This window comes from Pontibacter cellulosilyticus (assembly GCF_014306105.1).
Lineage (GTDB): Bacteria > Bacteroidota > Bacteroidia > Cytophagales > Hymenobacteraceae > Pontibacter > Pontibacter cellulosilyticus.
This window is the reverse complement of sequence record NZ_JACRVF010000002.1, coordinates 553,191-576,188: the sequence shown is the minus strand read 5'-3', so window position 1 is coordinate 576,188 and position 22,998 is coordinate 553,191. Positions and strand designations below refer to the sequence as shown.

The 22,998-nt window shown below is 45.6% G+C and carries 18 protein-coding genes; 7 read left to right on the top strand and 11 right to left on the bottom strand.

Annotated elements, in window-relative coordinates; genetic code table 11:
- Nucleotides 1–7 precede the first annotated feature (7 nt).
- The 5 genes from H8S84_RS10195 to H8S84_RS10175 all read right to left on the bottom strand — a co-directional run bounded on the left by H8S84_RS10195 (nt 8) and on the right by H8S84_RS10175 (nt 5,592).
- On the bottom strand, nt 8–283 hold the full coding sequence (locus H8S84_RS10195) for a YciI-like protein (RefSeq protein ID WP_187067209.1): 276 nt from the start codon (nt 281–283) through the stop codon (nt 8–10).
- Nucleotides 284–371: 88 nt separating this feature from the next.
- Nucleotides 372–1,250, bottom strand: a complete 879-nt coding sequence (locus H8S84_RS10190; RefSeq protein ID WP_187067208.1) for a CPBP family intramembrane glutamic endopeptidase — start codon at nt 1,248–1,250, stop codon at nt 372–374.
- 107 nt (nt 1,251–1,357) lie between these two features.
- Nucleotides 1,358–1,816 carry a hypothetical protein gene (locus tag H8S84_RS10185; RefSeq protein ID WP_187067207.1) on the bottom strand — a complete coding sequence of 153 codons (459 nt, stop codon included), beginning with the start codon at nt 1,814–1,816 and terminating at the stop codon, nt 1,358–1,360.
- Nucleotides 1,817–2,327: 511 nt separating this feature from the next.
- Nucleotides 2,328–2,708: a DUF6678 family protein gene (locus H8S84_RS10180; protein ID WP_187067206.1), complete on the bottom strand. Its 381-nt coding sequence runs from the start codon at nt 2,706–2,708 to the stop codon at nt 2,328–2,330.
- Nucleotides 2,709–2,862: 154 nt separating this feature from the next.
- Nucleotides 2,863–5,592 (bottom strand): hypothetical protein, encoded by a 2,730-nt coding sequence (locus tag H8S84_RS10175; RefSeq protein ID WP_187067205.1) that lies wholly within the window; start codon nt 5,590–5,592, stop codon nt 2,863–2,865.
- A 95-nt stretch (nt 5,593–5,687) separates the two neighbouring features.
- On the opposite strand from H8S84_RS10175, the gene H8S84_RS10170 reads away from it, so the two are divergent.
- Nucleotides 5,688–6,638, top strand: coding sequence for a universal stress protein (locus H8S84_RS10170; RefSeq protein ID WP_230407127.1), 951 nt, complete (start codon nt 5,688–5,690; stop codon nt 6,636–6,638).
- A gap of 1 nt (nt 6,639) precedes the next feature.
- Here H8S84_RS10170 and H8S84_RS10165 read toward each other — a convergent pair whose 3' ends face one another.
- Complete coding sequence (locus tag H8S84_RS10165) at nt 6,640–7,530, bottom strand: ATP-grasp domain-containing protein (protein ID WP_187067204.1); 891 nt, start codon at nt 7,528–7,530, stop codon at nt 6,640–6,642.
- 135 nt (nt 7,531–7,665) lie between these two features.
- Here H8S84_RS10165 and H8S84_RS10160 point away from each other — a divergent pair, with 135 nt between their 5' ends.
- The 4 genes from H8S84_RS10160 to H8S84_RS10145 all read left to right on the top strand — a co-directional run bounded on the left by H8S84_RS10160 (nt 7,666) and on the right by H8S84_RS10145 (nt 12,881).
- Nucleotides 7,666–8,313, top strand: coding sequence for a hypothetical protein (locus tag H8S84_RS10160; RefSeq protein WP_187067203.1), 648 nt, complete (start codon nt 7,666–7,668; stop codon nt 8,311–8,313).
- A gap of 373 nt (nt 8,314–8,686) precedes the next feature.
- Nucleotides 8,687–9,145: a D-aminoacyl-tRNA deacylase gene (gene dtd, locus H8S84_RS10155; RefSeq protein WP_187067202.1), complete on the top strand. Its 459-nt coding sequence runs from the start codon at nt 8,687–8,689 to the stop codon at nt 9,143–9,145.
- Between the two features lie 2 nt (nt 9,146–9,147).
- A complete protein-coding gene (locus H8S84_RS10150) occupies nt 9,148–9,474 on the top strand; it encodes a nucleotide pyrophosphohydrolase (protein WP_187067201.1) in 327 nt (108 codons plus the stop codon).
- Nucleotides 9,475–9,818: 344 nt separating this feature from the next.
- Nucleotides 9,819–12,881, top strand: coding sequence for a BamA/TamA family outer membrane protein (locus H8S84_RS10145; RefSeq protein ID WP_187067200.1), 3,063 nt, complete (start codon nt 9,819–9,821; stop codon nt 12,879–12,881).
- A 60-nt stretch (nt 12,882–12,941) separates the two neighbouring features.
- Here H8S84_RS10145 and H8S84_RS10140 read toward each other — a convergent pair whose 3' ends face one another.
- Nucleotides 12,942–13,667, bottom strand: a complete 726-nt coding sequence (locus tag H8S84_RS10140; protein WP_187067199.1) for a 2-phosphosulfolactate phosphatase — start codon at nt 13,665–13,667, stop codon at nt 12,942–12,944.
- A 98-nt stretch (nt 13,668–13,765) separates the two neighbouring features.
- Nucleotides 13,766–14,854, bottom strand: coding sequence for a glycine cleavage system aminomethyltransferase GcvT (gcvT, locus tag H8S84_RS10135; RefSeq protein WP_187067198.1), 1,089 nt, complete (start codon nt 14,852–14,854; stop codon nt 13,766–13,768).
- A gap of 394 nt (nt 14,855–15,248) precedes the next feature.
- Between gcvT and H8S84_RS10130 the strand changes: the two genes are divergently transcribed.
- A complete protein-coding gene (locus H8S84_RS10130) occupies nt 15,249–16,733 on the top strand; it encodes a sensor histidine kinase (protein ID WP_187067197.1) in 1,485 nt (494 codons plus the stop codon).
- Nucleotides 16,734–16,768: 35 nt separating this feature from the next.
- Entirely contained in the window at nt 16,769–17,203 is a 435-nt protein-coding gene (locus tag H8S84_RS10125; RefSeq protein WP_187067196.1) for a response regulator, read from the top strand.
- Between the two features lie 41 nt (nt 17,204–17,244).
- Here the strand turns inward: H8S84_RS10125 and H8S84_RS10120 are convergent, their stop codons facing one another.
- From H8S84_RS10120 to H8S84_RS10110, 3 genes are all read right to left on the bottom strand, one after another.
- Nucleotides 17,245–17,844 carry a ribonuclease HII gene (locus tag H8S84_RS10120; RefSeq protein WP_187067195.1) on the bottom strand — a complete coding sequence of 200 codons (600 nt, stop codon included), beginning with the start codon at nt 17,842–17,844 and terminating at the stop codon, nt 17,245–17,247.
- A gap of 176 nt (nt 17,845–18,020) precedes the next feature.
- Nucleotides 18,021–19,484 carry a RagB/SusD family nutrient uptake outer membrane protein gene (locus H8S84_RS10115; protein ID WP_187067194.1) on the bottom strand — a complete coding sequence of 488 codons (1,464 nt, stop codon included), beginning with the start codon at nt 19,482–19,484 and terminating at the stop codon, nt 18,021–18,023.
- A gap of 18 nt (nt 19,485–19,502) precedes the next feature.
- Nucleotides 19,503–22,652 carry a SusC/RagA family TonB-linked outer membrane protein gene (locus H8S84_RS10110; protein ID WP_187067193.1) on the bottom strand — a complete coding sequence of 1,050 codons (3,150 nt, stop codon included), beginning with the start codon at nt 22,650–22,652 and terminating at the stop codon, nt 19,503–19,505.
- Nucleotides 22,653–22,998 lie beyond the last annotated feature (346 nt).

Below are 22,998 nucleotides of genomic sequence, written 5' to 3'. Positions count from 1 at the left end.
CGTAAGCTTATCCTCCAATCACAACTGTCCATGGCCTTACTTTCCATTCCGAGATCAGCCCATTCTTTACATAAGGGTCGTTCTTGGCAAAATCTTCTGCCACCCCAGCGGAATCTCCCTTAAACACCAACACCGCTCCATCGGCGGGTTCAGCAAGTGCGCCTGCCATTACCAGATGTCCGTCCTGCCTTGCCTGCTGGGCAAGCGCCAGGTGCTCGGTGCGGTAAGGGGCACGTTTTTCTATGTAGTTCTCAACAGTTGCATAAAAGAGGATGTAGTACATATGTTTTGCGTCGTTAGTGATGATGGTGTTAGATATGTTTGAGGAGGAATAAATAAGGAGACCTGATTACATCTTAGCCTATACTTATTTAAGCCAGGTTACCTGGAACAAAATCTGCCTCTGTACTTACCTGTTTGCCTGCACCGACTGGTTTCATAATTTTATCCCAGAAAACAGCTACAACAAAAGCACCCACCAGGTAATAAAACTTAAAGTCGGCATCTGTTGCATCTATAATAGGTAGTTTATAGTTCATAAGAGCATGAAACACTGCCACAAAAACAACATTCCGGGTTCTTAAGTAAACCAGCGAAAGTATTAGTCCGCTCATAAAAAGCTGCCCCTGGTTACTGACGATACTGGCTAGGCTCTTTTCGAAACGGAACAGTTCGGCAGGGAGATGTGCAAGTGCAAATATCAACTGTGTTAAGATAACCGCAGCCAGCAATGCCACTACTTTATACTTTATCTTTTTCTGGAGCAGCAGATAGCCCTGTGGAATTAAATAGGCCCTGCACAGCAGTTCTTCGATAAAAGCTCCTAATAGTATGTTAAAGAAAAATACACCCAGCGCCTTAGCCACACCACTAACCGACCAGAAGCTTTTAGCCAGCGCTAAGCTCTCCCCTTTCAGCAACACACCTGCTATTAAGGCAATGTTTACACCAATATAAATAACTACACTAAGCAGAAGGCCTTTCGTGATCTCGGACCTTGTCAGGCTGAGATGCCTGAATTTAATAGTGTCTTTCTTTTTAAGGTAATACAGCAGCGTGAGCCATATGGTATACACCACTACACCTAACCCCACAAAGTATAGCTGATTGTCCAGTAACGCACGCAGCTTGTCTGATGTAAAGAGCAGATTAGTAAGGGTAGGCACAACTGCAATACTGAGCGTTACAAAGAGCAACACCCATTTCCTACTCATGAGTATATCTTCTAAATACAGGAATAGCTTCTTCATGAGCAGATGGATAATGTGCTACACAATATAATAATGTTTAAGTTATTTTTAGTAAGCAGATGGAAGGTAATGGCTGAATCTGTTCCGGACATAAAGCAACGCAAACTTTAGTGTGCCTCAGATACTTTAAGAAACTTGCTCTTGCTTAGGTGTATATAATTGAGGTTATGCTTTAACAGGGCAGGATGATCTTTTTCCAGATGTTTTAGAGCCCAATTCCTATCGGGGCTTTGGCCGTCAAAAACAATGTACATAGAGTCTTTCTCTGAAAAATCTCCATCAACGGCTTTACTTTCGTAGAAGCTGCTGCCCACTTTAAAGGTGTAGTGGTGGTACACTGTCCCTTTACCCCCTAGGCGCCTCGAATCGTAAATGTAGCCTTTTACTATTTTACCGTTTTCGGCTATATCCATTTTTAATAAAGTAGTATCAGCTACGCGATATATAAACAGTGCCACCAACGCTAGCAGCCCAATTGTACTTACATGTAGCTTCTTTCCGAACAGAAGTAAGTATGGCAGACTATAACCCCGACGCTTAACTATTTTCTTCCGGCTTGTCTTCATAGTAATATATTAAATACTGTATTACTTCTGACGGATTTAGCTCTGCGGCTGTGCAACCACATCAAGGGTACAGACCGGTTAAAGGGCTTGAAAGAGCCTAAATGATTTGAAAGTATAGCAAGATTGGTTTCGTTTAAGTTTTACATGTGGCCTAACGTGTTCTTGCGTGATTTGAAAAGGCGTAGCCGCAGCCTAAAGGCTGATTTTGATCTTTGTCTTATACTAAAACACATATTACCTTACTCAACCAGCTTTATTACCCCATCAACAACTCCATAAATCCCTACTAGTAAGAAAAGAAGGCCACCCAAGAAGAGTTTAAGTGAGGCTGCAGACAACATATCACTAGAGTCATACTTCCAGAATTTATTCTTTAGCATAAAGAAGATTCCAATAGGGAGACAGAGCAAGGCGATAAGGTGACTTAAATTCATAAAAAGTAACGGTACTTGGCTAAACTACGGGTGAGGCCATTGGCCGAAGCATGACGTTTAGGTGTGGTTAGGCATTGTTATTTTGTTCTTCTATACCCCCAAATTTTAAATACCTTGCCATTTACTTCATATGGAATTCCATGTTTTTCTATTGCGCTCTTCACAAAATCTGTATGGTCGGTAACTTTTGGAGGTACTAATGCTCCTATCCGCTCTTCTTTGATAGGATTGATCTCAATCCACTCTATCAGCTTATATCCATCTCTTTCAACTTCTTCCCAAGATACAGGTGAAAACTTTCCATTATTTTCTCTGTCGAAGATGTATTTAATGTTGACAGAAGGACTATAATTCTGGTCTGCGTTAATTTCTTTCACTAACTCTTTCCATTTTGTATTGTTCATAATGGAATCAAGTTGGTGGTCGGATACATACTTAAAAACTTCGTCTTCTTTCATTACATTAATATTGCCTAACTAGCGGCTATGCGTAAACATACGGTTACTGACACTATATACAAAGGTGTTTGATGCCTTTAAGACAGTAATTATGAGAAATAAAGATAGTAATAAGGAGAAACTTGTACTACAGCTAAATCGAAAAGTACAACGTCTAATTCACCAACCTAAAGCTGATCTTCTGCAGCTCTTTCCGAAACACCTTGTATAAAGTATAATCGTTGGTGGCCTCGTTGCGGTATATAACCACTGGCTTGCTGTTTTCGAGGGTGGTGTTACCTACAAGCTTGCCCTTAGAAGTATAGAGGTAGGTTTTCTGTGGGCCGGTTTCTGTTACGGCGTATACTTTGTTGTCGCCGCCGAAATGGAAGTACTGCACGATTTTAGGTGCTGAGGTAACATAGCGCTTCTCAAACTGCAGGTTCAGGTCCTGATCAAATATGGCTACCCTGCCCTGCTCCTGCCGCACTATAATGTAAGACTTCCCATTGTTTTCCTCTGGCAACAGATTGAAGAACGCGCCTTTGCTTGGCCTTTCCAGCTGCTCTCGGTTTAGGAGTTTGCCCTGCAGGTTAAAAGTAGCAACGCTGCCATACTTAGTAACCACGGTAACTTCGGTTTTGCGTAGATCGGCGCCGGCATTTATAAAAGCACCCGATGTTAAGGGAGATTTTAGGTTGATCGGGAATCCCGGGTAAGTTTCGCCTCGCTTGTTTAATGCATATACATAGCCGTTCTCCAGCAGCACCAGGATCACATCGCGGCCTCCTACGCGCAGGTGCTGCGGCTCTGTTGCCAGGCGGTAATCCATGCGGCGCGGCTGCCAGCCTTCTATGGCATTGCCCCGAATATCGTACATGTACAGGTTGCCCAGGTTATCATCGATCAGCAGGCGGTAGTCCTGGTTCTTCTCGTAATCAAAAACGGCCAGGTGCTGTATGTTAAGCGTGTCTCCTATGTTAAACGGAAAATTCTCGAGGCTCTGTCCCTGGTTGTTTATGGCGTGTATTCTGCTGCCTGTGGCAAACAGGTAACGAAGCTTGTTCTCAGGGCCAAACTCTATTTGCTTTATACCTCCTCTTATAGAAGTACCCACTGTATCTGCCCAGCCTCTCTTACCGGTAGCCGTTATATTAATGAGTACGTCAGCAGAATCCTGAACTACAATTTCACGGCTACGATCCACTGCATTCTGAATAGGAAATGGCTTGGAGCTGATGCGGGTGTCAAATTTTTCGGTTAGTTCTGTTACAAACAGGTCCTCGCCAGAGGTAGCGCTCCGATCCTGCTTCCTGAAAACAAAACTAGTATAGTACTGCTTACCGGTATTGGCAAACTGAAAACTGACCTGGTTAAAACGTTTGATCAGTGTCGCGTTCTGCAGCAGGTCCTCGCGGCTGTTGTCAGTCATGTAGCGGCTAAGCACATACCAGGCGTTTACCGTGTTCAGGTACAGGCTGAAGTTTGCCTCCTGCAGCGTTTCTTCTATAAAGCCCTTTTGCGCTACAGACTTACCCCAGACATTCTCGGCCGAGATATCATCCAGCATATCGCGCAGCGCGGCAACTTCATCAGAGAAAATGATATAATCGTCGACCTCTACCACATAGCTCTGCTCAAAGCCTGTAAACAAACTGCCGAACAGCTTTGCAGGCAGCTCCGGCACTTCTATCATCTCTATAGTATAGCCGCCATACTTCTCGGTGTACGGTTTCTTTTTCCGGGGCGAAAGAACCTTCTGATTCAGCTGCTTTATGAGGCTTTGTGCACGGGCTGCATTGCCAACATGGGCAAAAACTACTTTTTCGGGGCTGGCATTTATCGTGTTCGACTCCATGTAAGCCAGCGCCACTTCATTGTTAAAAACCTGCGCTAAGCTATCTATGGTTGCCCCGTAAGCCGAGCCCGCCGCTTCTTTCTGGGCAGGCTGCCTCTTTAGTTTAACCACTTTATCCAGGCCGAAATGCAGAAGAACAGCCGTGCGGTTAGGCAGGTAGTTCTTCACACCCATTGGCTGCGGCTTTACCGGTGCAATGTTGCTGTGGAAGGAGTTCTTTAACGTCTCCGGCTCCGAAAAACCATTCAGAAAGATCTTATCCTGCTCCAGTTTCAGCTCCAGCATAGCAGACTCGCTCAAGCTGCTGAGGTAGCGCACCTGCGGCATCAGGTCTTCTTTCAGGAAAAGCCCCAGCACATTGGGCAGCTCACGGTAGTTTATAAAGACGTTGGCGTATACTTCGGGCTGGTTCAGGTAATTGGTGCTTTTAAATTTTGCTGCAACAGAGGTAGGGTTACCCCGGGTTATGCGGCGCACGATCTCCTCTACCAGCACCGGCGAGCGGCTAAGTATAATGTTGTTGTGGTAGGTAAAGTAGGTGAAGCTGGTGCCGAGGCGTGTGTTTGTTATATCATTTAGCAAAGTGCCCTGATATTGCCGGCTATCCTGCTCAAAAAATTCGCTTTTGCTGATGTTTTCGGTAAGCGTGCGCAGAAAACGGTGCTCCCCAACTGAGTTTACCGGAATGTAGTGCACAAACTCCACATCGGTTTTGCCCACCACGTGGATAGAGGTAAGTATATTTTTCTTATCTAAGAAGCGTTCGCGGCGCTGCGTCCCCGGCGACACACTATCCAGGTAAGCCATGTTCTCCTCAAAGCGCTGGTAGGCGGCAAGGGCAGAAAAGCTCTCTAATAGATTGGTTTCCCGCAGGTGCTCCACCAAAGCCAAGTGGTTGTTTGTTTCCACTACAAAGGCAGCGTTTTCCGGCACCATCGCCCACAGATCAACTTTCTCGCGGGAGTCTTTCCAGCGGTTAAAGCCGTAGTAGGCCAGCGATGCCAGCACAACAAAACCAATGAAGTAGAATACGATGCGTTTCGGCATGTGCAGTAATTACGGACTACAAACTTAGGCTTTTTTTTGAATACTGACAGCTTTAGCCATACTATTGAGACGGCAGAGCAAGCCATTTTTATACTTTGTATGATCGGCGCAAAACTCTGGTACAGCAACACGTATACATAGCCAAACCAGAAGACACCCGCATGTATAAGATTCTTGTTCCGGTTGATTTTACCGAAGACTCCGTTAAAGCTAGCCACTATGCCCTGGCACTGGCCACTGCTGCACCACAGGCACAATTGTTACTCCTGCACTGTTACCAGGACTACCTTGCCGACGCTGACACAGACGTGCCGCCGCCACCCGAAATGACAGCATCAGAAGAAATAGCAGAACGGGTTATAAATCGGAATGTGGACGAAGCACAGGACGAACTGGAGGAGCTTTACCAGCAGTTGCGCGCCCAGGCCACCACACAAAACAGCCACACCCGCTTGGAGCGCGCTTTTATACACGGCCTGCCCGAAGACGTGATCCTGGACGAGGCAGAGCGTTTTAAACCCGATCTGGTAGTAATGGGCACCAAAGGCGAATCCAATATTTCCCGTTCGTTTTTCGGCACTGTAACCACCAAAGTAGTACAGGAACTGAATATACCTGTGCTCACTATACCTGCCTCTTACCAGGGCACCTGGATTTCAAAAGTGGCCTATGCCTCCAACTTCGACAACAAAGACACCAAGGCTATCTCGCAGCTTCTGCAGCTCTTAGAGCCATTCAGGCCGGAGCTACATTGTGTGCACATCAGTAAATCAGAAAACAAGCAGGACCAGCAGCAACTGCACGCGCTACAGGACAAGCTAACGCAGACTCACCCACAGGCAAGTATAACTTGTTCCTTATTAGAAGGCGACAATGTAGCCAAGGCCTTACACGAGTACATACAGGACCAACAGATAGACCTGCTGGCCCTTACTACGCACAAGCGCAGCGGGTTTGCCTCTATTCTTAATCCCAGCCTGGCGCAGAAACTGGTACTGGAGTCGGAGGTCCCGCTACTGGTTTTCCATTCCCCTGACGAAGTATAAACTACGCCGGTATCTGCAGGTGCTCCAGCACAGCCTGGTAATAACGCTCCAAGGCACCCTCATTTGTTGCCAGGAACAGGAACGGCTCTATCAGCTCTAACTCCATCAGGTGGAGCTCTCCGTTAATCTCAACACCGTCTACGCGGGCATACAGGCAGTCCTGAGCAAAATTGTCTACTATGTTGTGGGCAGCTTCTAGTAAGGCAGCCGGTGGCTCTGGAGTATGAATTGTGCCCCCAAAGAAGTGTTGCACCCTGAAATCGCCGGGCTTTACCGTTTTTAGCACCGTGTGGCTGTACTCCCCGTTAAAGAACAGGAACGACCACTCTCCTTTTGTTTTGATCTCCTCTACAAAGGGCTGCACCAGAAATGCCTCCTCCTGCAACAGCTCGTTTATACTTTCTGTTTTAGCTTCGGCATCGGCAGGTGTAAGCGCAAAAGTATTTTTGGCACCACCGCTTACGCTTGGCTTTACAATAATTTTTTCTGAGCCGAGTGTAGCAAATGCCTCTCCTGCATTAAACGTACTGCCCTTCTGAAGCCACACGGTAGGCACTATCTTCATGCCCTTGTCCTGCACATCTTTCAGGTAACGTTTATCAGCGTTCCAGCGCACTGTCTGCACCGGGTTTAGCACGCGGCACCCTAATTGCTCCAGCTTATCCAGCCAGGTATAAAAGGCATCTATTTTATCAAAGTAATCCCAAGGCGATTTCAGGATAATCAGCTCAAACTGTGTCCAGTCCACTTCCGGGTCGTCCCAGATCTGGTAAGAAACAGATAAGCCTTTTTGCGTGAGGTAATTATATAGATCGTCGTTCTCCTGATCAGAAATTCCGCTGAAATTACCGGTATTAAAATAAGTTATGAGTGCTATTTGTTGAATATTCATATTTGTGTAATCTTTGCGCAAAATTATGCTTTTACAGGCGCAGATACTACTGGCTAAACTACTTTTAGTCAAAACTTTTCAGCAGGCAGCTCTCGTATGTATGGTATAATTTCTTAACGCCTACTTACGTTTACCATGTCTACTTTATACTTCATCAGCTGCCGCTGGAAATACAGCCTTGCTTTAAGGCTGATGATCCTGTTGTTCCTGGTAAACACCTTTGCCTCTGCATGCACTTCTGACTCCACAACAGATGGGGAGAACGATATGCCACGTGAGCGCGAAACAACCGTGGAGGCCGACACTACCTCTACCAGGCGAAATGCCGCCCCAACCACAGTAAGCCTTTTGGGAAACCCTTTTGTAGCAAACCGTAGCAAAGGTAATTTTTTAAGCTCCTACTACGACCGCATTAATACTGATTTTACCATTGATGCCGATCCGATAGAAAATATTCACCGCTCTACTGTTACCGACACGATCTTTACCATCCGCTTTGGCAACTCCATGATGGAATTTTATGCCCCAAGCCAGACAGGTGACCTCCTGTTACAGGTCGCCGATATCAAGAACAGCGACATAACGCTCCGCAATAACATGCGCGTTGGTATGTCGCAGGCAGAGCTTATGAGCAAGCTTAAAACTTTTGGTAAGGATATCAGGATTACCCAAAACCCCAACGAGGTAATTGCCTCCGGCTACGAAGGTGCCCCCACCACACTACACTTCTTCCTCAAAAACGGCAAAGTAAGTCGTATTTTGTATGAGGGGTATGTGGATTAACTTATGACAGTTAGTTCACGAAGAGCATCCTCATATCCCTGTCTTTTGCAGGGCTGGGCGTTATCAGCATACGATTATCATCCCCCTACCCCCTTCGAAGGGGGACTTTCTGCTGCTACTAATTAAAAGTGCAAGCGTTGTAGCAATTGCTTAACTTATCTTTAAATAGAATTAAGTCACTATTTTAATGGGAAGCAAAGTAGTAGGTAAGATTCCCCGCCTTGGACTAGTGAGAACGCGAGTTCGAAACTAACGAGCGTAGCTCTGAGGGGTTAGGGGTGGTTTGACCCGGTGCTGCGAACCAATAATTAGCAACCAGCAATTAACAATCAATTGCTACCTTTGCCCAGGAACCACGAAGTATAGTATAACTATGAGAGCTGTTATTCAGCGGGTAACGCAGGCATCTGTAGAAATAGAGAAAAAAGTAAAAGGCCAGATAGAGAAAGGCTTATTGCTACTGGTTGGCATTTGCCCCGACGACACCGAAGAAGACCTGAAGTGGCTGGCCACGAAAGTAGCCCAACTACGAATCTTCAGCGATGAGCAGGATAAAATGAACCTGAGCGTGCAGGATGTGCAGGGGGATATTCTGGTGATCAGCCAGTTTACATTGTACGCCAATACCAAAAAAGGCAACCGCCCTTCTTATGTTAATGCGGCTCCTCCTGCCATTGCCATACCGTTATACGAGCGTTTTGTTACCATATTGGAGGAAGTACTGGGCAAGCCTGTGCAAACCGGTGAGTTTGGCGCCGACATGAAAGTATCGCTGCTAAACGACGGACCAGTAACCATAATGATGGACACTAAAAACAAAGACATCTTTTAATTATGACCATAGCTGAGGCCCAAGCCATTGTAGACAACTGGATTAAGGAGAACGGGGTGCGTTATTTTAACGAGCTTACTAACATGGCCATACTTACCGAAGAGGTAGGCGAGGTAGCCCGCATTATTTCCAGGCAGTACGGCGAACAATCTTTTAAGAAAAGTGACGAGGGCAAGCAATTATCAGATGAGCTGGCCGATGTGCTTTTCGTACTTATCTGCCTAGCCAATCAAACCGGCATCAACCTGACCGAGGCACTGCAAAAAAACCTGGAGAAAAAGACAAATCGCGACAGCCAGCGCCACAAGGAAAACAAAAAACTCAAGTAAGTATAACTTTTACAAGCACGACATTTTTCCTGCTTTTTCTACACTAGCAAAAACATTAAGTCAGCAACTCCGCTATAACACAGGGCAAACACAACCCCTTTGCTAATTAACCTATAGACTCCCTAACTTACCCTCACTTGCCATTCACAGTATAAACTGCTGCTTTGACGCCCATTTCTGGCAAAATATTTGCTTTAGCAACTGGTACTATAATTTTTCTTAACAGACGGATACTGCGAGAGTTAGCTTCACCCATTTTAGAGTACAAGTATAGCATATAGTGCCGCTAAAGCACTGTCTGAACGTAAGCCATTTTGCAGCACCCGATCCAAACTGCTAAACATATGGTACATAACTTAACACGCTATGGCTTACTGTGCCTCATGCTGCTTACAACCACTGTTGTACAGGCACAGTACTTTGGACGCAATAAACCAGCCTACAAGAAATTTGATTTTAAGGTGATGGAGAGTCCCAACTTCAAACTCTACCATTACTTCGACAACCAACAGGACGCACTTAAGGTAATCCAGGACTCTGAGCGATGGTATAAGCTGCATCAGTTGGTTTTAAAAGATACTATAGCCGAACCCAACCCGCTTATCATTTACAAGAACCACGCTGACTTTCAGCAGACCACAGCAATTAGTGGCGCTATTAGTGTAGGTACTGGTGGTGTAACTGAAGGCTTGAAGAACCGTGTGGTGATGCCCATTACACTCTCCAACAAACAAACAGATCACGTGCTGGGGCACGAGCTGGTACACGCCTTTCAATATAACATGATGCGTACAGGCGATTCGCTGTCGCTTAACTCGATGCGTAACCTGCCGCTCTGGATGGTAGAGGGGCTTGCCGAGTATATGTCTATTGGCCACCACGACCCGAACACAGCCATGTGGATGCGCGACGCGGTATTGCACAAAGACATTCCGTCGCTGAAAGATCTTACCCGCAAACCTCAGTACTTCCCTTATCGCTGGGGACAGGCCTTTTGGTCTTTTGTGGCAGGTACATGGGGTGATCAGGTAATAGAGCCGCTCTTCCTTAACACGGCCAAGTATGGCTACGAAGCCGCCATCGACACGGTACTTAACCTTGATGCCGTGACATTGGGTAACATGTGGAAGACGAAGCTGCAGGACTATTATAAACCATATATCAGCAGCGCCGATAGTATAGCTACAGGAAACAAGCTGCTTCATAAGGAGAATGCGGGTCGCCTGAATATTAGCCCGGTACTAAGCCCGAACGGGAAGTTTATTGCCTACATGTCGGATCAGAATGTGCTGGGGCTGGATTTATACTTGGCCGACGCCAGAACAGGTAAAGTAGTAAAACAACTGGCCAGCCTATCCAAAAACGAGCACTTGGATAACTTCAACTTCATGGAGTCGGCGGGTACGTTCTCGCCACACGGCAATCGTTTTGCATTCGTTGTGTTTGAGCAGGGTGTAAATAAACTGGCAATTGTAGATGTGGCCCGTGGTAAAATTATCGAGAACATCAGAATACCGGGAGTAGATGCCTTTGCGTATCCAGCCTGGTCGCCGGACGGGCAAAGTATAGTAGTGTCTGGGTTGGGAGAAATGCAGAGCGATTTATACTTGTATGACCTTCGCAGCAAAAAAACTACCCGCCTTACCAACGATGCCTACAGCGACCTGATGCCGGGCTGGTCTGCCGATGGTACTAAACTGGTTTTTGCTACTGACAGACCCGTTGGAACCCAGACCGACAACAAAAGCAGCTATAACCTGGCAGAGCTAACTATTGCCACTGGAAGTATAAAAGTCGCCGATGTATTTGCAGGAGCTGATAACCTGAACCCGGTGTACGAACCAAACAGCGATAATATACTATTTCTTTCAGACAGGGATGGCTACCGTAACATGTACCGCTACATACCTGGAGAACAGCGTGTGGAGCAGCTTACAGAATATGTAACAGGTATAAGCGGCATTACTGCTTTCTCCCCGGCCCTGTCGGTAGCGCGTGATGTTTCTGCTGTAGCTTACTCGCATTACAAAAAGGGAGATTACAGCATTTTTACGGCACCGCTGGCACAGTTTAAAGGTAAAGAAGTAGACAAAAACAAAGTAGAGGCACATGCAGGCGTATTGCCTCCACTGGAACGTAACAAGCCGCTTATTGCACCAAACTTAGCTAAAGCCTCTACAGCTAACCCTGCAAGTATAGGAGCTGAATATGTTTCTGAGAAAGCTTATAAACCAGAATTCAAACTCGACCACATCAGCAACACGGCAGGTGTGGGCATTGGGGCGAGCACTGGCCCGTACGGCGCAGGCCTGAATGGTGGCATCAATATGCTGTTCAGTGATGTGCTGGGCACAAATCAGTTGTTTGCGGCTGCTTCACTTAATGGCCAGATTTATGATTTTGGAGCCCAGGTTGGTTACCTTCGTCAGGTAGGCAGGTTTAAGCTCGGTGCACAAATCGGGCATGTACCGTTCATGTCCGGGCTAATGGGCTTTACCCAGGATTCTATACAGTTAGGAGATAAAAAAGAACTTGTAGACAACGTGATATTGCAGCAGATCAGGATGTTTCAGCAGTCTGCTAACCTGATTGGTAACTATGTGTTTAGCACCACCCGCAGGTTGGAGTTTGGTGGAGGCATTTCGCGCTACAGTTATCGCATAGATCAGTATAACAACTACTACAAAGACGGCTTATACATTAGAACGAAGGACGAAAAGCTGGATGCGCCGGAGCCGTTCCATTTTGAGCAGGCATTTGTGGCCTATGTAGGCGATAACTCTACTTTTGGCCTGACATCCCCTTTAGCCGGACGTCGCTTTAGGCTGCACGCTGAGCGTTACTTCGGAGAGTTTAACTTCTGGACAGGTATTGTTGATTACAGGCATTATGTGTTCGTGAAGCCATTTGCCATAGCCTTCAGGGCATTGCACCAGACGCGTATTGGCGGTGATGCTGAAAGCGGCAGATTAGGTCCATTATCTATTGCACACCCAACTTTTGTGCGTGGTTATGGCAACGGCTACTTTAACAAGAGCCAGAAGTATGGCTACAGCAATGTGTCGTTCAGCAACCTGTATGGTAATCGCATAGCAGTAGCTAATGCCGAAATCCGCTTGCCGTTCACAGGACCAGAGCGGCTGGCACTAATCAAATCAGGCTTCTTTTTAACAGACCTAAACCTGTTTGTGGATGCGGGCATGGCCTGGAGTCCTGATAAATCTACTACGGAGAGTTGGGGCCTTACGGCAGAAACCGGTTCGCATAAGCCTTTGGTAAGTGCAGGCGCCTCGGTGCGCGTGAACCTGTTTGGTTATATGGTTATAGAGCCATTCTATGCTATTCCGCTAGAAAAGAACGGCCTGAAGCTGGCCAGCTTCGGAATAAACTTTGCACCTGGTTGGTAAATCAGTATTGTATAAAGTATAAAAGGCCACCCGATGGGTGGCCTTTTATACTTTATACTTTTATGCCAGTTCTCTTTTTGCGGCTATGTCCACCAGCCTGTCATTTTTCCAGACTGGCAGCGTGCTGTACACGTCGTGCTGCAGGCAGAACTCAGTATCTTTGTGTATCTCCAAGTTCTCGAGGCGCCGCACATGCGACGACTGACGCAGGAAAGTTACAAGATCTTGCTTTGCGGTCTGGTACAAGTATAGGGAGGCAAGCGTTGCATCGTTCTCGAATGAGAAGGCATGCTGCAAGCGCTCCACTAATGCACCGGCGTATAATGTATCTTCCAGGTTAAACTTGCCTTTCCAGCCGGCGCAAACTACCAGCACGTCCAGTTGCAGGTCCAGCAGGTGATTTGTAACGGCCTGTAAATTTAAAAAAGAACCTATCACGATCTCCTCCGCCTCCATAGACAGATGGATGGCCCGGGTGCCGTTGGTAGTTGTAATGGCGATAGCTTTGCCCTGCACATTGCCGTTCATGTAAGCAAACGGAGAGTTTCCCAAGTCAAAACCTTCAGCTTTTATACCATCGCGTTCAGCGGCTATCAGGCAGCCTCTTTCGGCAAATGCCTGGCATTCTTCCAGCTTCATTACCGGAAAGATATCTGTGGCACCGTGGGCAAAAGCAGTAACCATAGTAGAGGTAGCACGCAGAATATCCACGGCCACCACAGCCTTTCCCTTCAGATCATACAAGTGCAGCAGCTCCGGGCTGTAGCACACATCTATACTTGGCATCACTTATTTATTAATATCAGATGGTTAGAATACTGAATGGTTAAACTACTGAAATTCAAATTTCCACAGCTTAACCATTCAGCAACCTAGTAATGTATTTACTTTTTAAGGATAGGCAGTTTTACCACTTGTGCTTTCATGTCTTTGTTACGGACACGCACAAAGATCTCTTTGCCTGGCTTGCTGTAGTCTGTTGTTACGTATCCCATACCAATGCCTTTGCCCATCGATGGCGACATAGTGCCTGAAGTAACCTCTCCTACTTGCTCACCAGCTTCATTCACTATCTCGTAATGTGCTCTCGGGATGGCTTTCTCCAACATCTCAAACCCAATCAGTTTACGCGTAACGCCTGCTTCTTTCTGCGCTTTAAGATTTGCCGCATTGGTAAAGTCTTTATCAAACTTCGTGATCCAGCCCAAGCCTGCCTCCAACGGCGATGTAGTGTCGTTTATGTCGTTACCATACAAGCAAAAGCCCATTTCCAGGCGTAGCGTGTCGCGGGCACCTAAACCAATTGGCTTAATACCATGCTCCTTGCCTGCCTCCATAATGGCATCAAATACTTTTTTGGCATCCTCGTTCTTTACATAGATCTCGAAGCCACCCGAGCCAGTGTAGCCCGTAGCTGAAACAATCACGTCCTGCACACCAGCGAACTCACCTTTGTCAAACGTATAGTATACCATGTTTGCCAGGTCAATTTTAGTTAACGGCTGAAGCGCATCAACAGCTTTTGGCCCCTGTACGGCAAACAAAGACATCTCATCAGAGATATTCTCCAACTCCACACCTTCTGTGTTATACTTGCTTACCCAGGCCCAGTCTTTTTCTATGTTAGAGGCATTAACCACCAGCATATATTCTTCCTCGCCTAAACGGTACACCAGTAAATCATCTACAATACCGCCTTCCTCGTTCGGGAAGCAAGAGTACTGCACTTTGCCATCAGCTAACTTTGAGGCATCGTTAGAGGTAATGCGCTGGATCAGGTCCAAAGCTTTTGGCCCGCGCAGCATGAACTCACCCATGTGCGACACATCAAAAATACCCACTGCGTTGCGCACTGTGTTGTGTTCTTCTAGGTCTGATGAGTAACGAACCGGCATATTATAACCTGCAAAAGGCACCATTTTAGCACCAAGCGCCTCGTGCACGTCGTTTAAAGCTATTTTCTTAAGTTCCATTTGGTAATGCTGTTTCTGTGTGGTTAAGTAGCAAAATTAATTAAATTTCAACCGCATCCGAAATTAATTAACATTCCACTTCCAGCAAATCAGCACGGATGCAGTTATACTTTCTGCCACTTTAAATATCTTCGAAAAGCACAGAAAGAGTGCAAAATAATGTTAAACCAGATTATATCGTTTCCCGTTATTGCTACGGTATAATTAGCTAAAGGAACCAATGTCATCTAATAAAGCACCCTATATTTCAACTCTAGTACCTCCTATATAGTTTTACAGCTTATCTTGCAAAATGCTCATAGCCTGGCTTATACTTATAGGCTAAAAGAGCGCGAACTTTTGTACACCTGTACAACAGGTGCTCAGTGTCTGCCATGATAGGACTTTCTAATCAATGAAATTATCTGTAAAACTGTTTCTCGGGTTCATTCTGATCTCGGTGTTATTTACGGCTGTGGCCATCGTAAACTTCCAGCTATCTGAGGATGTAATTCAGAACTCACATTGGGTTACTCGTTCCCAGATCGTAGTGCGGAATTCTGCTGCCTTGCAACGTAATATTATTGATATGGAAACCGGTTTGCGCGGTTACCTGCTTAACGGCAACCAGACATTCCTTCAGCCATACTATACTGCCAAAGGCATACTCGGCAATTTGTTTAATGAAATAAAAGTATACACAGCAGATGCACCCGAACAGACTGCGCGAATAAATAGAATTATAGAATATCAGAGAGAATTTGAAGAAAACTACGCCGAGCCGCTTATTGCTATTGTAAAAGCCGATACAATTGGCTCAGGCCAAGACTTTACAGCACAGATAGACAGCTTGGTATTAGGGGAGAAAGCTGTTGTAGACTCTATACGCGTTATTTTCCGGGAATTTAATGCGTATGAGTACCAGGTGAGAGGAGAGCGAAATGCACGTCTTAGCCAAAGTTTAGATACAACCCGCCAGGTTTCTACTATACTTACCATCCTGTCGGTTATACTTGCGCTGAGCTGGGCCTATTATATTGTTAGGATCATTACAGAGCGCATCATGAAAATGGTGAAGCTAGCTGAGCAGATTTCCAAGGGTGATTATAAAACCCACATTATCGATACCTCCAAAGACGAACTAAGCCAGCTGTCGCACTCTCTGAACCGGATGTCTGCCACCATCGACGAAACATTTACAGAGCTGGACAGGAAAAACAAAGAGCTTGACCAGTTTGCCTATGTAGTTTCGCATGACCTGAAGGCTCCGCTGCGGGGCATTGAGGTCGCGTCGCGTTGGGTGGAAGAAGACATGGGCTCACAAATGCCGCCAAACGTGCAAGAGTACCTGATGATGATGCGTGTTAGGGTGCACCGCATGGAGAACCTGATAAACGGTATACTTGCCCTTGCACGTATTGGCCGCACCGGGCAGGTAGAAGAAGATGTGGATGTGAACGAGCTACTGGTGGAGGTAATAGACATGCTTTCGCCAAGCAATAAATTTACGTTTGATGTACAGGATAGCCTGCCTCTTCTTCATACTATCCGTATACAGCTGCAGCAGGTGTTCAGCAACCTGATCAGCAATGCCATTAAATATCACGATAAAGAGAAAGGGCTAATCACAATTCGCCATCACGAAACTGACACGCATCATGTGTTCTCTGTTTCAGACGATGGCCCGGGCATTGACCCTGATTACCATGACCGCATCTTCGTTATTTTCCAGACATTGCAGGAACGCGACGCTGTAGAAAGTACTGGAGTTGGCTTAACCATCGTTAAGAAAATTGTGGAGTGGCAGGGCGGCACCATCTGGCTCGATTCGCAGCCGGGGCAGGGTGCTACATTTACCTTTACCTGGCCAAAAAGTAAGGCAAAAGAGGAAGAATTTTAGTAGTTTTGTTTCTAACGCACCAGACGAATTTATAAATGACTGACAATAAAGTAAATATCCTTTTAGTAGAAGATGACTACTTGGATATTATGAATGTGGAACGTGAGCTTAAAAAGATTAATATAGAACATCCTATTCATGTTGCACGCAATGGCCGTGAGGCATTGAACATGTTGCGTGGCGAGGGAGCACCTAAAATAACGCCTGCTCCAAGCGTTATACTTCTGGATATTAACATGCCTAAAATGAATGGGATTGAGTTTCTAACAGAGCTTAGACGTGAGCCAGAATTCAGTCACATCCCAGTATTCATCATGACCACCTCGAACGAGGAAACAGATAGGATGGCCGCTCAGCGCCTAAACGTGTCTGGTTATATCGTAAAACCGCTTTCTTTTGACAGCTTTGAGAAAAGCCACTCTTCACTAGACAGCTTCAGCCTTTTCCTGGACCTGATCAAATTAAAGTAGTAGCCCTAGCCGCTATAAGTATAAATTTGGTGCGAAATTACTTATAGTAACACATCTAACTGATTGGGCAGCAGCGTAAACGACTGCCTATGATGTACCGAAGCGCCATACTTAAGAATAGCATCTCTGTGCTTTTTTGTAGGATAGCCTGCATTCTGCTCCCAGCCATACCTTTCACAATCCCCTGTTAAGCTGCACATATAATCGTCGCGGTAAGTCTTAGCCAGCACCGACGCAGCTGCAATAGATAAATACTTTCCGTCGCCCTTCACAATACAGGCGTAAGGCGTTGCTAAGTTTGTCTTAAACCTGTTACCATCAATAAGCAGGTACTCCGGGTGCTGCTGCAGCCCTTTAATGGCACGGTGCATAGCCAGGTAAGTTGCATTCAGGATGTTTATCTGGTCAATCTCAGATGGGCTTCCTTCACCTACTGCCCAACAGACAGCATCCTGAAGTATAACCTCGCGCAGCTGCTCCCGCTGCTTTCGGTTCAGTTGCTTCGAATCGTTTAAAAGCGGGTGGCTATAGTCTGAGGGAAGTATAACTGCGGCAGCCACAACAGGTCCGGCCAAACAGCCGCGTCCTGCTTCATCAATGCCTGCCTCTAATGTATAGCCGCTGTAGTTTGGTAAAAGCATAAGTATAAAGTATGGCTAAAAGTATAAACTTAGCTGCCGCAAAATTATCAGCTTAAATTTATTTTAAGGTAAACAAAGCAACAGTATAATACATTTCCTGATACAAAAGAAAAGCCCGCCAGTCAAACGACGGCGGGCTTTTAGAAATGTATGAGAAAAAAATTAGCTAAGAAACTCTACAGTAGCGGGTTAGTCTGATACTCCCTTGTTGGAATCGGGAATGTATACCTGCTATCAGCTACTGGTATTTGAGCACCGGCTCCTACTGATGGTATAGCAAGGCCTCTTCTCATAATATCATTTGTTCTGAAGCCTTCTGCCAACAACTCTATCCTTCTTTCAGTCAGGATAGCGTCTATAAGGTCAGTTTTCGTAGTACCAGTGTAAGTCCATGTAGCATCTGAGCGTTTATGAACTGCCTCCAGTAGTGCAATGGCACGTGTCTGGCTACCTACCTCAGCTTCTGCCTCTGCCAGGTTTAACAGCACCTCAGAGTATCTGATAATCGGAACCCAGTCAGTAAATGGCGTAACACCACTGAACTTAGTAACATAACGCTGGCCAGAGATAGTAGCAGTTAAGTCAGTTTTACGCGCATCTGTATCTCTGAACTGAGAGTTTGTATAAATTCCCTTAATGCCAGTCGCGTTCACATTCAGGTAGTACTCTCTGTTACCGTTAGGCGAACCATTGTAGTAATATCCTAACTGGTTCTGTGTACCAGGAGCACTGTTGTTAGTCATCGGCATCGAGAAGATAGACTCCGTTGTAGTGTAGTTAGTGAACACGTTCTTGATATTTGACTGCAGAGCGTGCGCTACACGATTAGGAGAAGTGAAAGGAGCATTTGCGGAAACAATCTTGTTTCCTTCTTCAATCACTTTTGCATAATTCTTCATGGTTAAATATACACGCGTTTTAAGGGCAATCGCGGTATTCTTATGAGCACGTGTCGTGTTAAGGCTTCCTGAGCTATAGTTAGACGGAAGTTCCGCCTCAGCTTCGTTCAGGTCCTTTAGGATTTGGGCATAGATCTGTGCTACTGTGCTTCTTGCCATACCGTTATTATCCGGGCCAGTCTCTCCTTTTAACCTAAGCGGCAGTCCAGGGGAAGCTCCGTTATCAATTGCATAAGGCTTGGCATAGATCTGTACCAGGTAAAAGTAAGTTAGTGCGCGCACAAACTTTGCTTCTCCTTTGTACTGCTGCAGTTTCGCAGGGTCTATTTTGGTAGCGTTTGCATCCAGGCCTTCCAGGAACAGGTTAGACCGGTTAATGGCCAGGTATCCTGTGATCCAGAAGTTTGCCAGGTATGTGTCGTCGCCGCCAATGGTGTGCGCATAAGCCCACGCCCCTGTCACGCCGTTGTTCAGGCGGTTGATGAACTCCTCTGCACGCACATCGTTGTAAACCTGGTAACGGCCTCCAAGAAACGCACCAGATTTGATTGTGGCATAAAGTCCGTTAGCCTGTGCCTCAACACGCTCAGGAGTATCAAAGGCATTTTCTACAGAAACTGAAGTACGTGGTTGTGCCTCCAGGAAGTCATCCGCGCACGAAGACATCATCGGAGCTAAAGGAATACTTAGCAAGGCCAGCCTTAGTAAGTATTTTTTATTTGTTTTGTTAAGTATATTCATTGGTAATGATCTTAAGGATTAAAAGCCTAGGTTAACACCCATTGTAAACATTCTGCCCTGCGGCACCGTGTTACGCTCTACGCCCGGAGCCAGGTTAGAATTACCGTTTGTAGATATCTCTGGGTCAACGCCGCTATACTTTGTAAGCAAGAATGCATTGTCGATCTGGCCGTACACTCTCAGCGATGAGATACCAGTTTTACCAAACAGCTGAGCAGGCAGTCTATAACCTAATACAGTGTTCTGCAGACGAAGGAAATCGCCTTTTTCAACGTTTACATCGATTGGGAAAGAAGAACCGTTTGATACGTTATCGCCGAAGATTGGACGAGGGATTTCAGTTTGATCACCCTCTTTCTGCCAGCGGCTCAACACATCTGTGTGGTTGTTCCAGAAACGCTGGTCTCTTAAGCCAGCCTGTGTACCGTTGTAGATATAGTTACCGCCAGAGTACGTAAACATTATGCTCAGGTCGAAGTTACCGTACGTGAAGTTGTTGTTGAAACCACCGTACCAGGTTGGCAGGGTGTTGTACATAGCAGAAGCATCAGCAGCTGTTACAGCAGAAGCTACTTTACCGTCTAGGTAAGTCCAGGCGTTAGCGCCACCACCGTGCAGGTACTGTACTTCTTCACCTTTCTTGTTAATAAAGATTCTTCTACCATTCTGAGGGTTAACACCGTTTGTTCTAACTACCCAAAGGCTACCTACTGAATTACCTACGCTTGTAAGGTTAGCAGTCTCTAACTGAGTTACACCTGGAATAGGAGCGTTTCCGCCTGCCAGTGCAGTAACTTCGTTCTTATTCAGTGTCAGGTTAAAGTTAGTTTTCCATGAAAACTTACCTCTATCTATCGGTGTTGCACCCAATGAGAATTCAAGACCTTCGTTATACATAGAGCCAACGTTCTGTAGGATGCTGTTTCCAGGGATACCTTTAGATGGCGCTTGTGGTGCCTCCAGGATCAGTCCGTTAACATCATTCTTGTAATAGTTTGTCTCAAATGTAATTCTGTTGTTCAAGAAAGCCAGGTCTAAACCGATGTTAGTCTGATCACTTGTCTCCCACGACAGGAACTCGTTACCAGCCTGCGCGTACGCCAACGTAGAGATATCACCGTATAGGCCTGTTCCAAACAGAGAATAAGAACCGAAATCGCTAGGCAGGTTACCATTACCTACACGGCCCCAGCTACCTTTAAGGCGTACATTTGATACTGTGTTGGCAAGTGAGCTATTCTTGAAGAAGTTTTCCTCAGACAGTGCCCAACCAACTGATGCACCACCGAAGTTACCCCAACGCTGCTTAGTGGCTAACGCAGAGTTGCCGTCTCTTCTGAAGTTAGCACTTAAGAAATATTTGCCACCATAGTTGTAGTTCAAGCTAGACAGGTAAGACTCGTAAGCTCTGTAACTAATACCATTACCACCAGCCACATTAGTTGTATAGCCTGCTTGGTATAAATCAAAACCCACATCAGTTAACGTCTGACGTACAGATCCCCAGGTATCTACAGTAGTTTTCTGAACGTCTGTACCTGCCAATAAGGAGATATTATGTTTTTCGCCAAATGTAGTCTCGTACTGCAATGTGTTAACCCAGTTCCAGTTCTCTCTTCTGGCTGTACTGTTAAATGCCTGACCTCCCCAGCTCCAACCGTCACCGTGTTGTGGATTCCAGAATTGAATATTCTCAGTGTTGCCTCTATCATAAGAATATGTTGTTCTGGCTGTAAGGCCTTTAAAAATGTTGAAATCGGCACCAATGTTAGAGATCAACCTTGTATTCTCAGATGTGTTTGTATTCAGATCCATTATAGGAAGTGGGTTCTGGAATGTAATAGCTGCCAAGTTCTTACCCTGCCCAATCGTATTAGAGCCAGTAATGTTGTAGCTGCCATCCGCATTACGTGGAGCCACGTTTGGAGGAAGTACCAACGCCAGACGAGCCAAACCAGATGATGCAAACGAAGTTCCTGGAAGTGAACCTGTTTGAGGCGCCATGTTCATAGAGTTTGAGTAAGTAACATTCCCTCTGAAGTTGAACCAGTCTGTAACTTTATGGTTAATATTTAACCTGGTGTTTCTTCGGGTAAAAGAGTTTGTCTTTATAAAGCCATCCTGATCTGATATACCTGCTGAAAAATAGTAGGAAGTATTTTCGTTACCACCAGAAACAGAGAATGTGTGGTTCTGAGAAACTGAACGACGATATATTTCATCATACCATTTAGTATCCACGTTTCCTTCACCAGGGAAGAAGCTTACTCCGTTTGCGTCACGTTGCGCAGTTGGAACTAGAGCCGTGTTTACAGAAAGCGCATTACGTACAGCTTCATTTTTATATTCCACATATTGCTCCGCGTTCAGTAGTTCAGGTAGGCGTGCTGCAACGCCTGTTCCTACCCAGCCATCGTATGATACTTTAGCTTTTCCTTGCTTACCTTTCTTGGTTGTAATGATTAAAACACCGGCAGCTGCTCTCGATCCATAGATAGAGGTAGAAGCAGCATCTTTAAGAATGTCAATAGACTCAATATCAGACGGGTTGATATCGCCAAGTGGGTTGTTGGCAGCAGAGTTTGGAGACGCATCGCCTGTTGCAATCGGAATACCATCAACAACTACAAGCGGGAATGAGCTAAGAGAGATAGAGTTGATACCACGGATACGGATTACCGGCGGGTTGTTTAACACACCGTTTGGCTGAACGATGTTTACACCAGCTGCCTGACCGGTTAAGGCCTGTGCAAAGCTCTGAACAGGTCGGTCTTTGATAGCCTCGCCTGTTACAGAAGCCGCTGCTCCTGTAAACTCTTCTTTGCTTTTTGTAGCATATCCTGTTACAACAACCTCTTGCAGCTGCTTGTTGTCTAAGGCCATGCCAACATTTATGGTTGATGTATTACCAATTGTCTTCTCAACCGGTAAATAACCGATGAAACGGAAAACCAGCGTATTTGAGTTTGCCGGCACGTTGATAGAGTATGTACCATCTGCACTTGTTGTGGTACCCACAGATGTACCTTTTACAACGACTGCTACACCCGGCAGCCCTTGCGCGTTGGTCTGGTCTGTTACTTTACCAGACACGGTCTTGCTTTGCGCAACTGCCTGGTTAAGCAGGGTGAGCGTCAAAACAAGACTCATGAGTAATAGTTTTCTCATTTAAGTGTTTGAATTAAGGTGAATAATAGGTAATAATTAGGTTAGTAAAATATGTATCGATGCTTTGGAATAGGCAATAGTTTTCCCTGACCCATTCTAAGAGCATAAAAAATATCAGATAACACATTTCAGAGAAAAGGCGAATTTTTCCGAAATGATGTAATTCAAAAAAGTAAATGGAGAAGTATTAAAACGTGATGCGCTCTACAACAGACGCAGCACTATAAATAAAAGGAAACGAATAAAGACTGCTTTTCACTTACATCAACTATTGTATCTTACCTAGTAGGAAGTCCTATTCTTTCATCAATTATATTGACCTTTAACATCAAAAGCAACTGTTTGC

Excerpts from the sequence above, each read along its gene's own strand:
- H8S84_RS10110 (WP_187067193.1), bottom strand. The coding sequence starts at position 22,652 with ATGAGAAAACTATTACTCATGAGTCTTGTTTTGACGCTCACCCTGCTT.
- H8S84_RS10190 (WP_187067208.1), bottom strand. The coding sequence starts at position 1,250 with ATGAAGAAGCTATTCCTGTATTTAGAAGATATACTCATGAGTAGGAAA.
- H8S84_RS10195 (WP_187067209.1), bottom strand. The coding sequence starts at position 283 with ATGTACTACATCCTCTTTTATGCAACTGTTGAGAACTACATAGAAAAA.
- H8S84_RS10130 (WP_187067197.1), top strand. The coding sequence starts at position 15,249 with ATGAAATTATCTGTAAAACTGTTTCTCGGGTTCATTCTGATCTCGGTG.
- dtd (WP_187067202.1), top strand. The coding sequence starts at position 8,687 with ATGAGAGCTGTTATTCAGCGGGTAACGCAGGCATCTGTAGAAATAGAG.
- H8S84_RS10115 (WP_187067194.1), bottom strand. The coding sequence starts at position 19,484 with ATGAATATACTTAACAAAACAAATAAAAAATACTTACTAAGGCTGGCC.
- H8S84_RS10175 (WP_187067205.1), bottom strand. The coding sequence starts at position 5,592 with ATGCCGAAACGCATCGTATTCTACTTCATTGGTTTTGTTGTGCTGGCA.
- H8S84_RS10145 (WP_187067200.1), top strand. The coding sequence starts at position 9,819 with ATGGTACATAACTTAACACGCTATGGCTTACTGTGCCTCATGCTGCTT.
- H8S84_RS10185 (WP_187067207.1), bottom strand. The coding sequence starts at position 1,816 with ATGAAGACAAGCCGGAAGAAAATAGTTAAGCGTCGGGGTTATAGTCTG.
- gcvT (WP_187067198.1), bottom strand. The coding sequence starts at position 14,854 with ATGGAACTTAAGAAAATAGCTTTAAACGACGTGCACGAGGCGCTTGGT.
- H8S84_RS10140 (WP_187067199.1), bottom strand. The coding sequence starts at position 13,667 with ATGCCAAGTATAGATGTGTGCTACAGCCCGGAGCTGCTGCACTTGTAT.
- H8S84_RS10180 (WP_187067206.1), bottom strand. The coding sequence starts at position 2,708 with ATGAAAGAAGACGAAGTTTTTAAGTATGTATCCGACCACCAACTTGAT.
- H8S84_RS10125 (WP_187067196.1), top strand. The coding sequence starts at position 16,769 with ATGACTGACAATAAAGTAAATATCCTTTTAGTAGAAGATGACTACTTG.
- H8S84_RS10150 (WP_187067201.1), top strand. The coding sequence starts at position 9,148 with ATGACCATAGCTGAGGCCCAAGCCATTGTAGACAACTGGATTAAGGAG.
- H8S84_RS10160 (WP_187067203.1), top strand. The coding sequence starts at position 7,666 with ATGTCTACTTTATACTTCATCAGCTGCCGCTGGAAATACAGCCTTGCT.
- H8S84_RS10165 (WP_187067204.1), bottom strand. The coding sequence starts at position 7,530 with ATGAATATTCAACAAATAGCACTCATAACTTATTTTAATACCGGTAAT.
- H8S84_RS10120 (WP_187067195.1), bottom strand. The coding sequence starts at position 17,844 with ATGCTTTTACCAAACTACAGCGGCTATACATTAGAGGCAGGCATTGAT.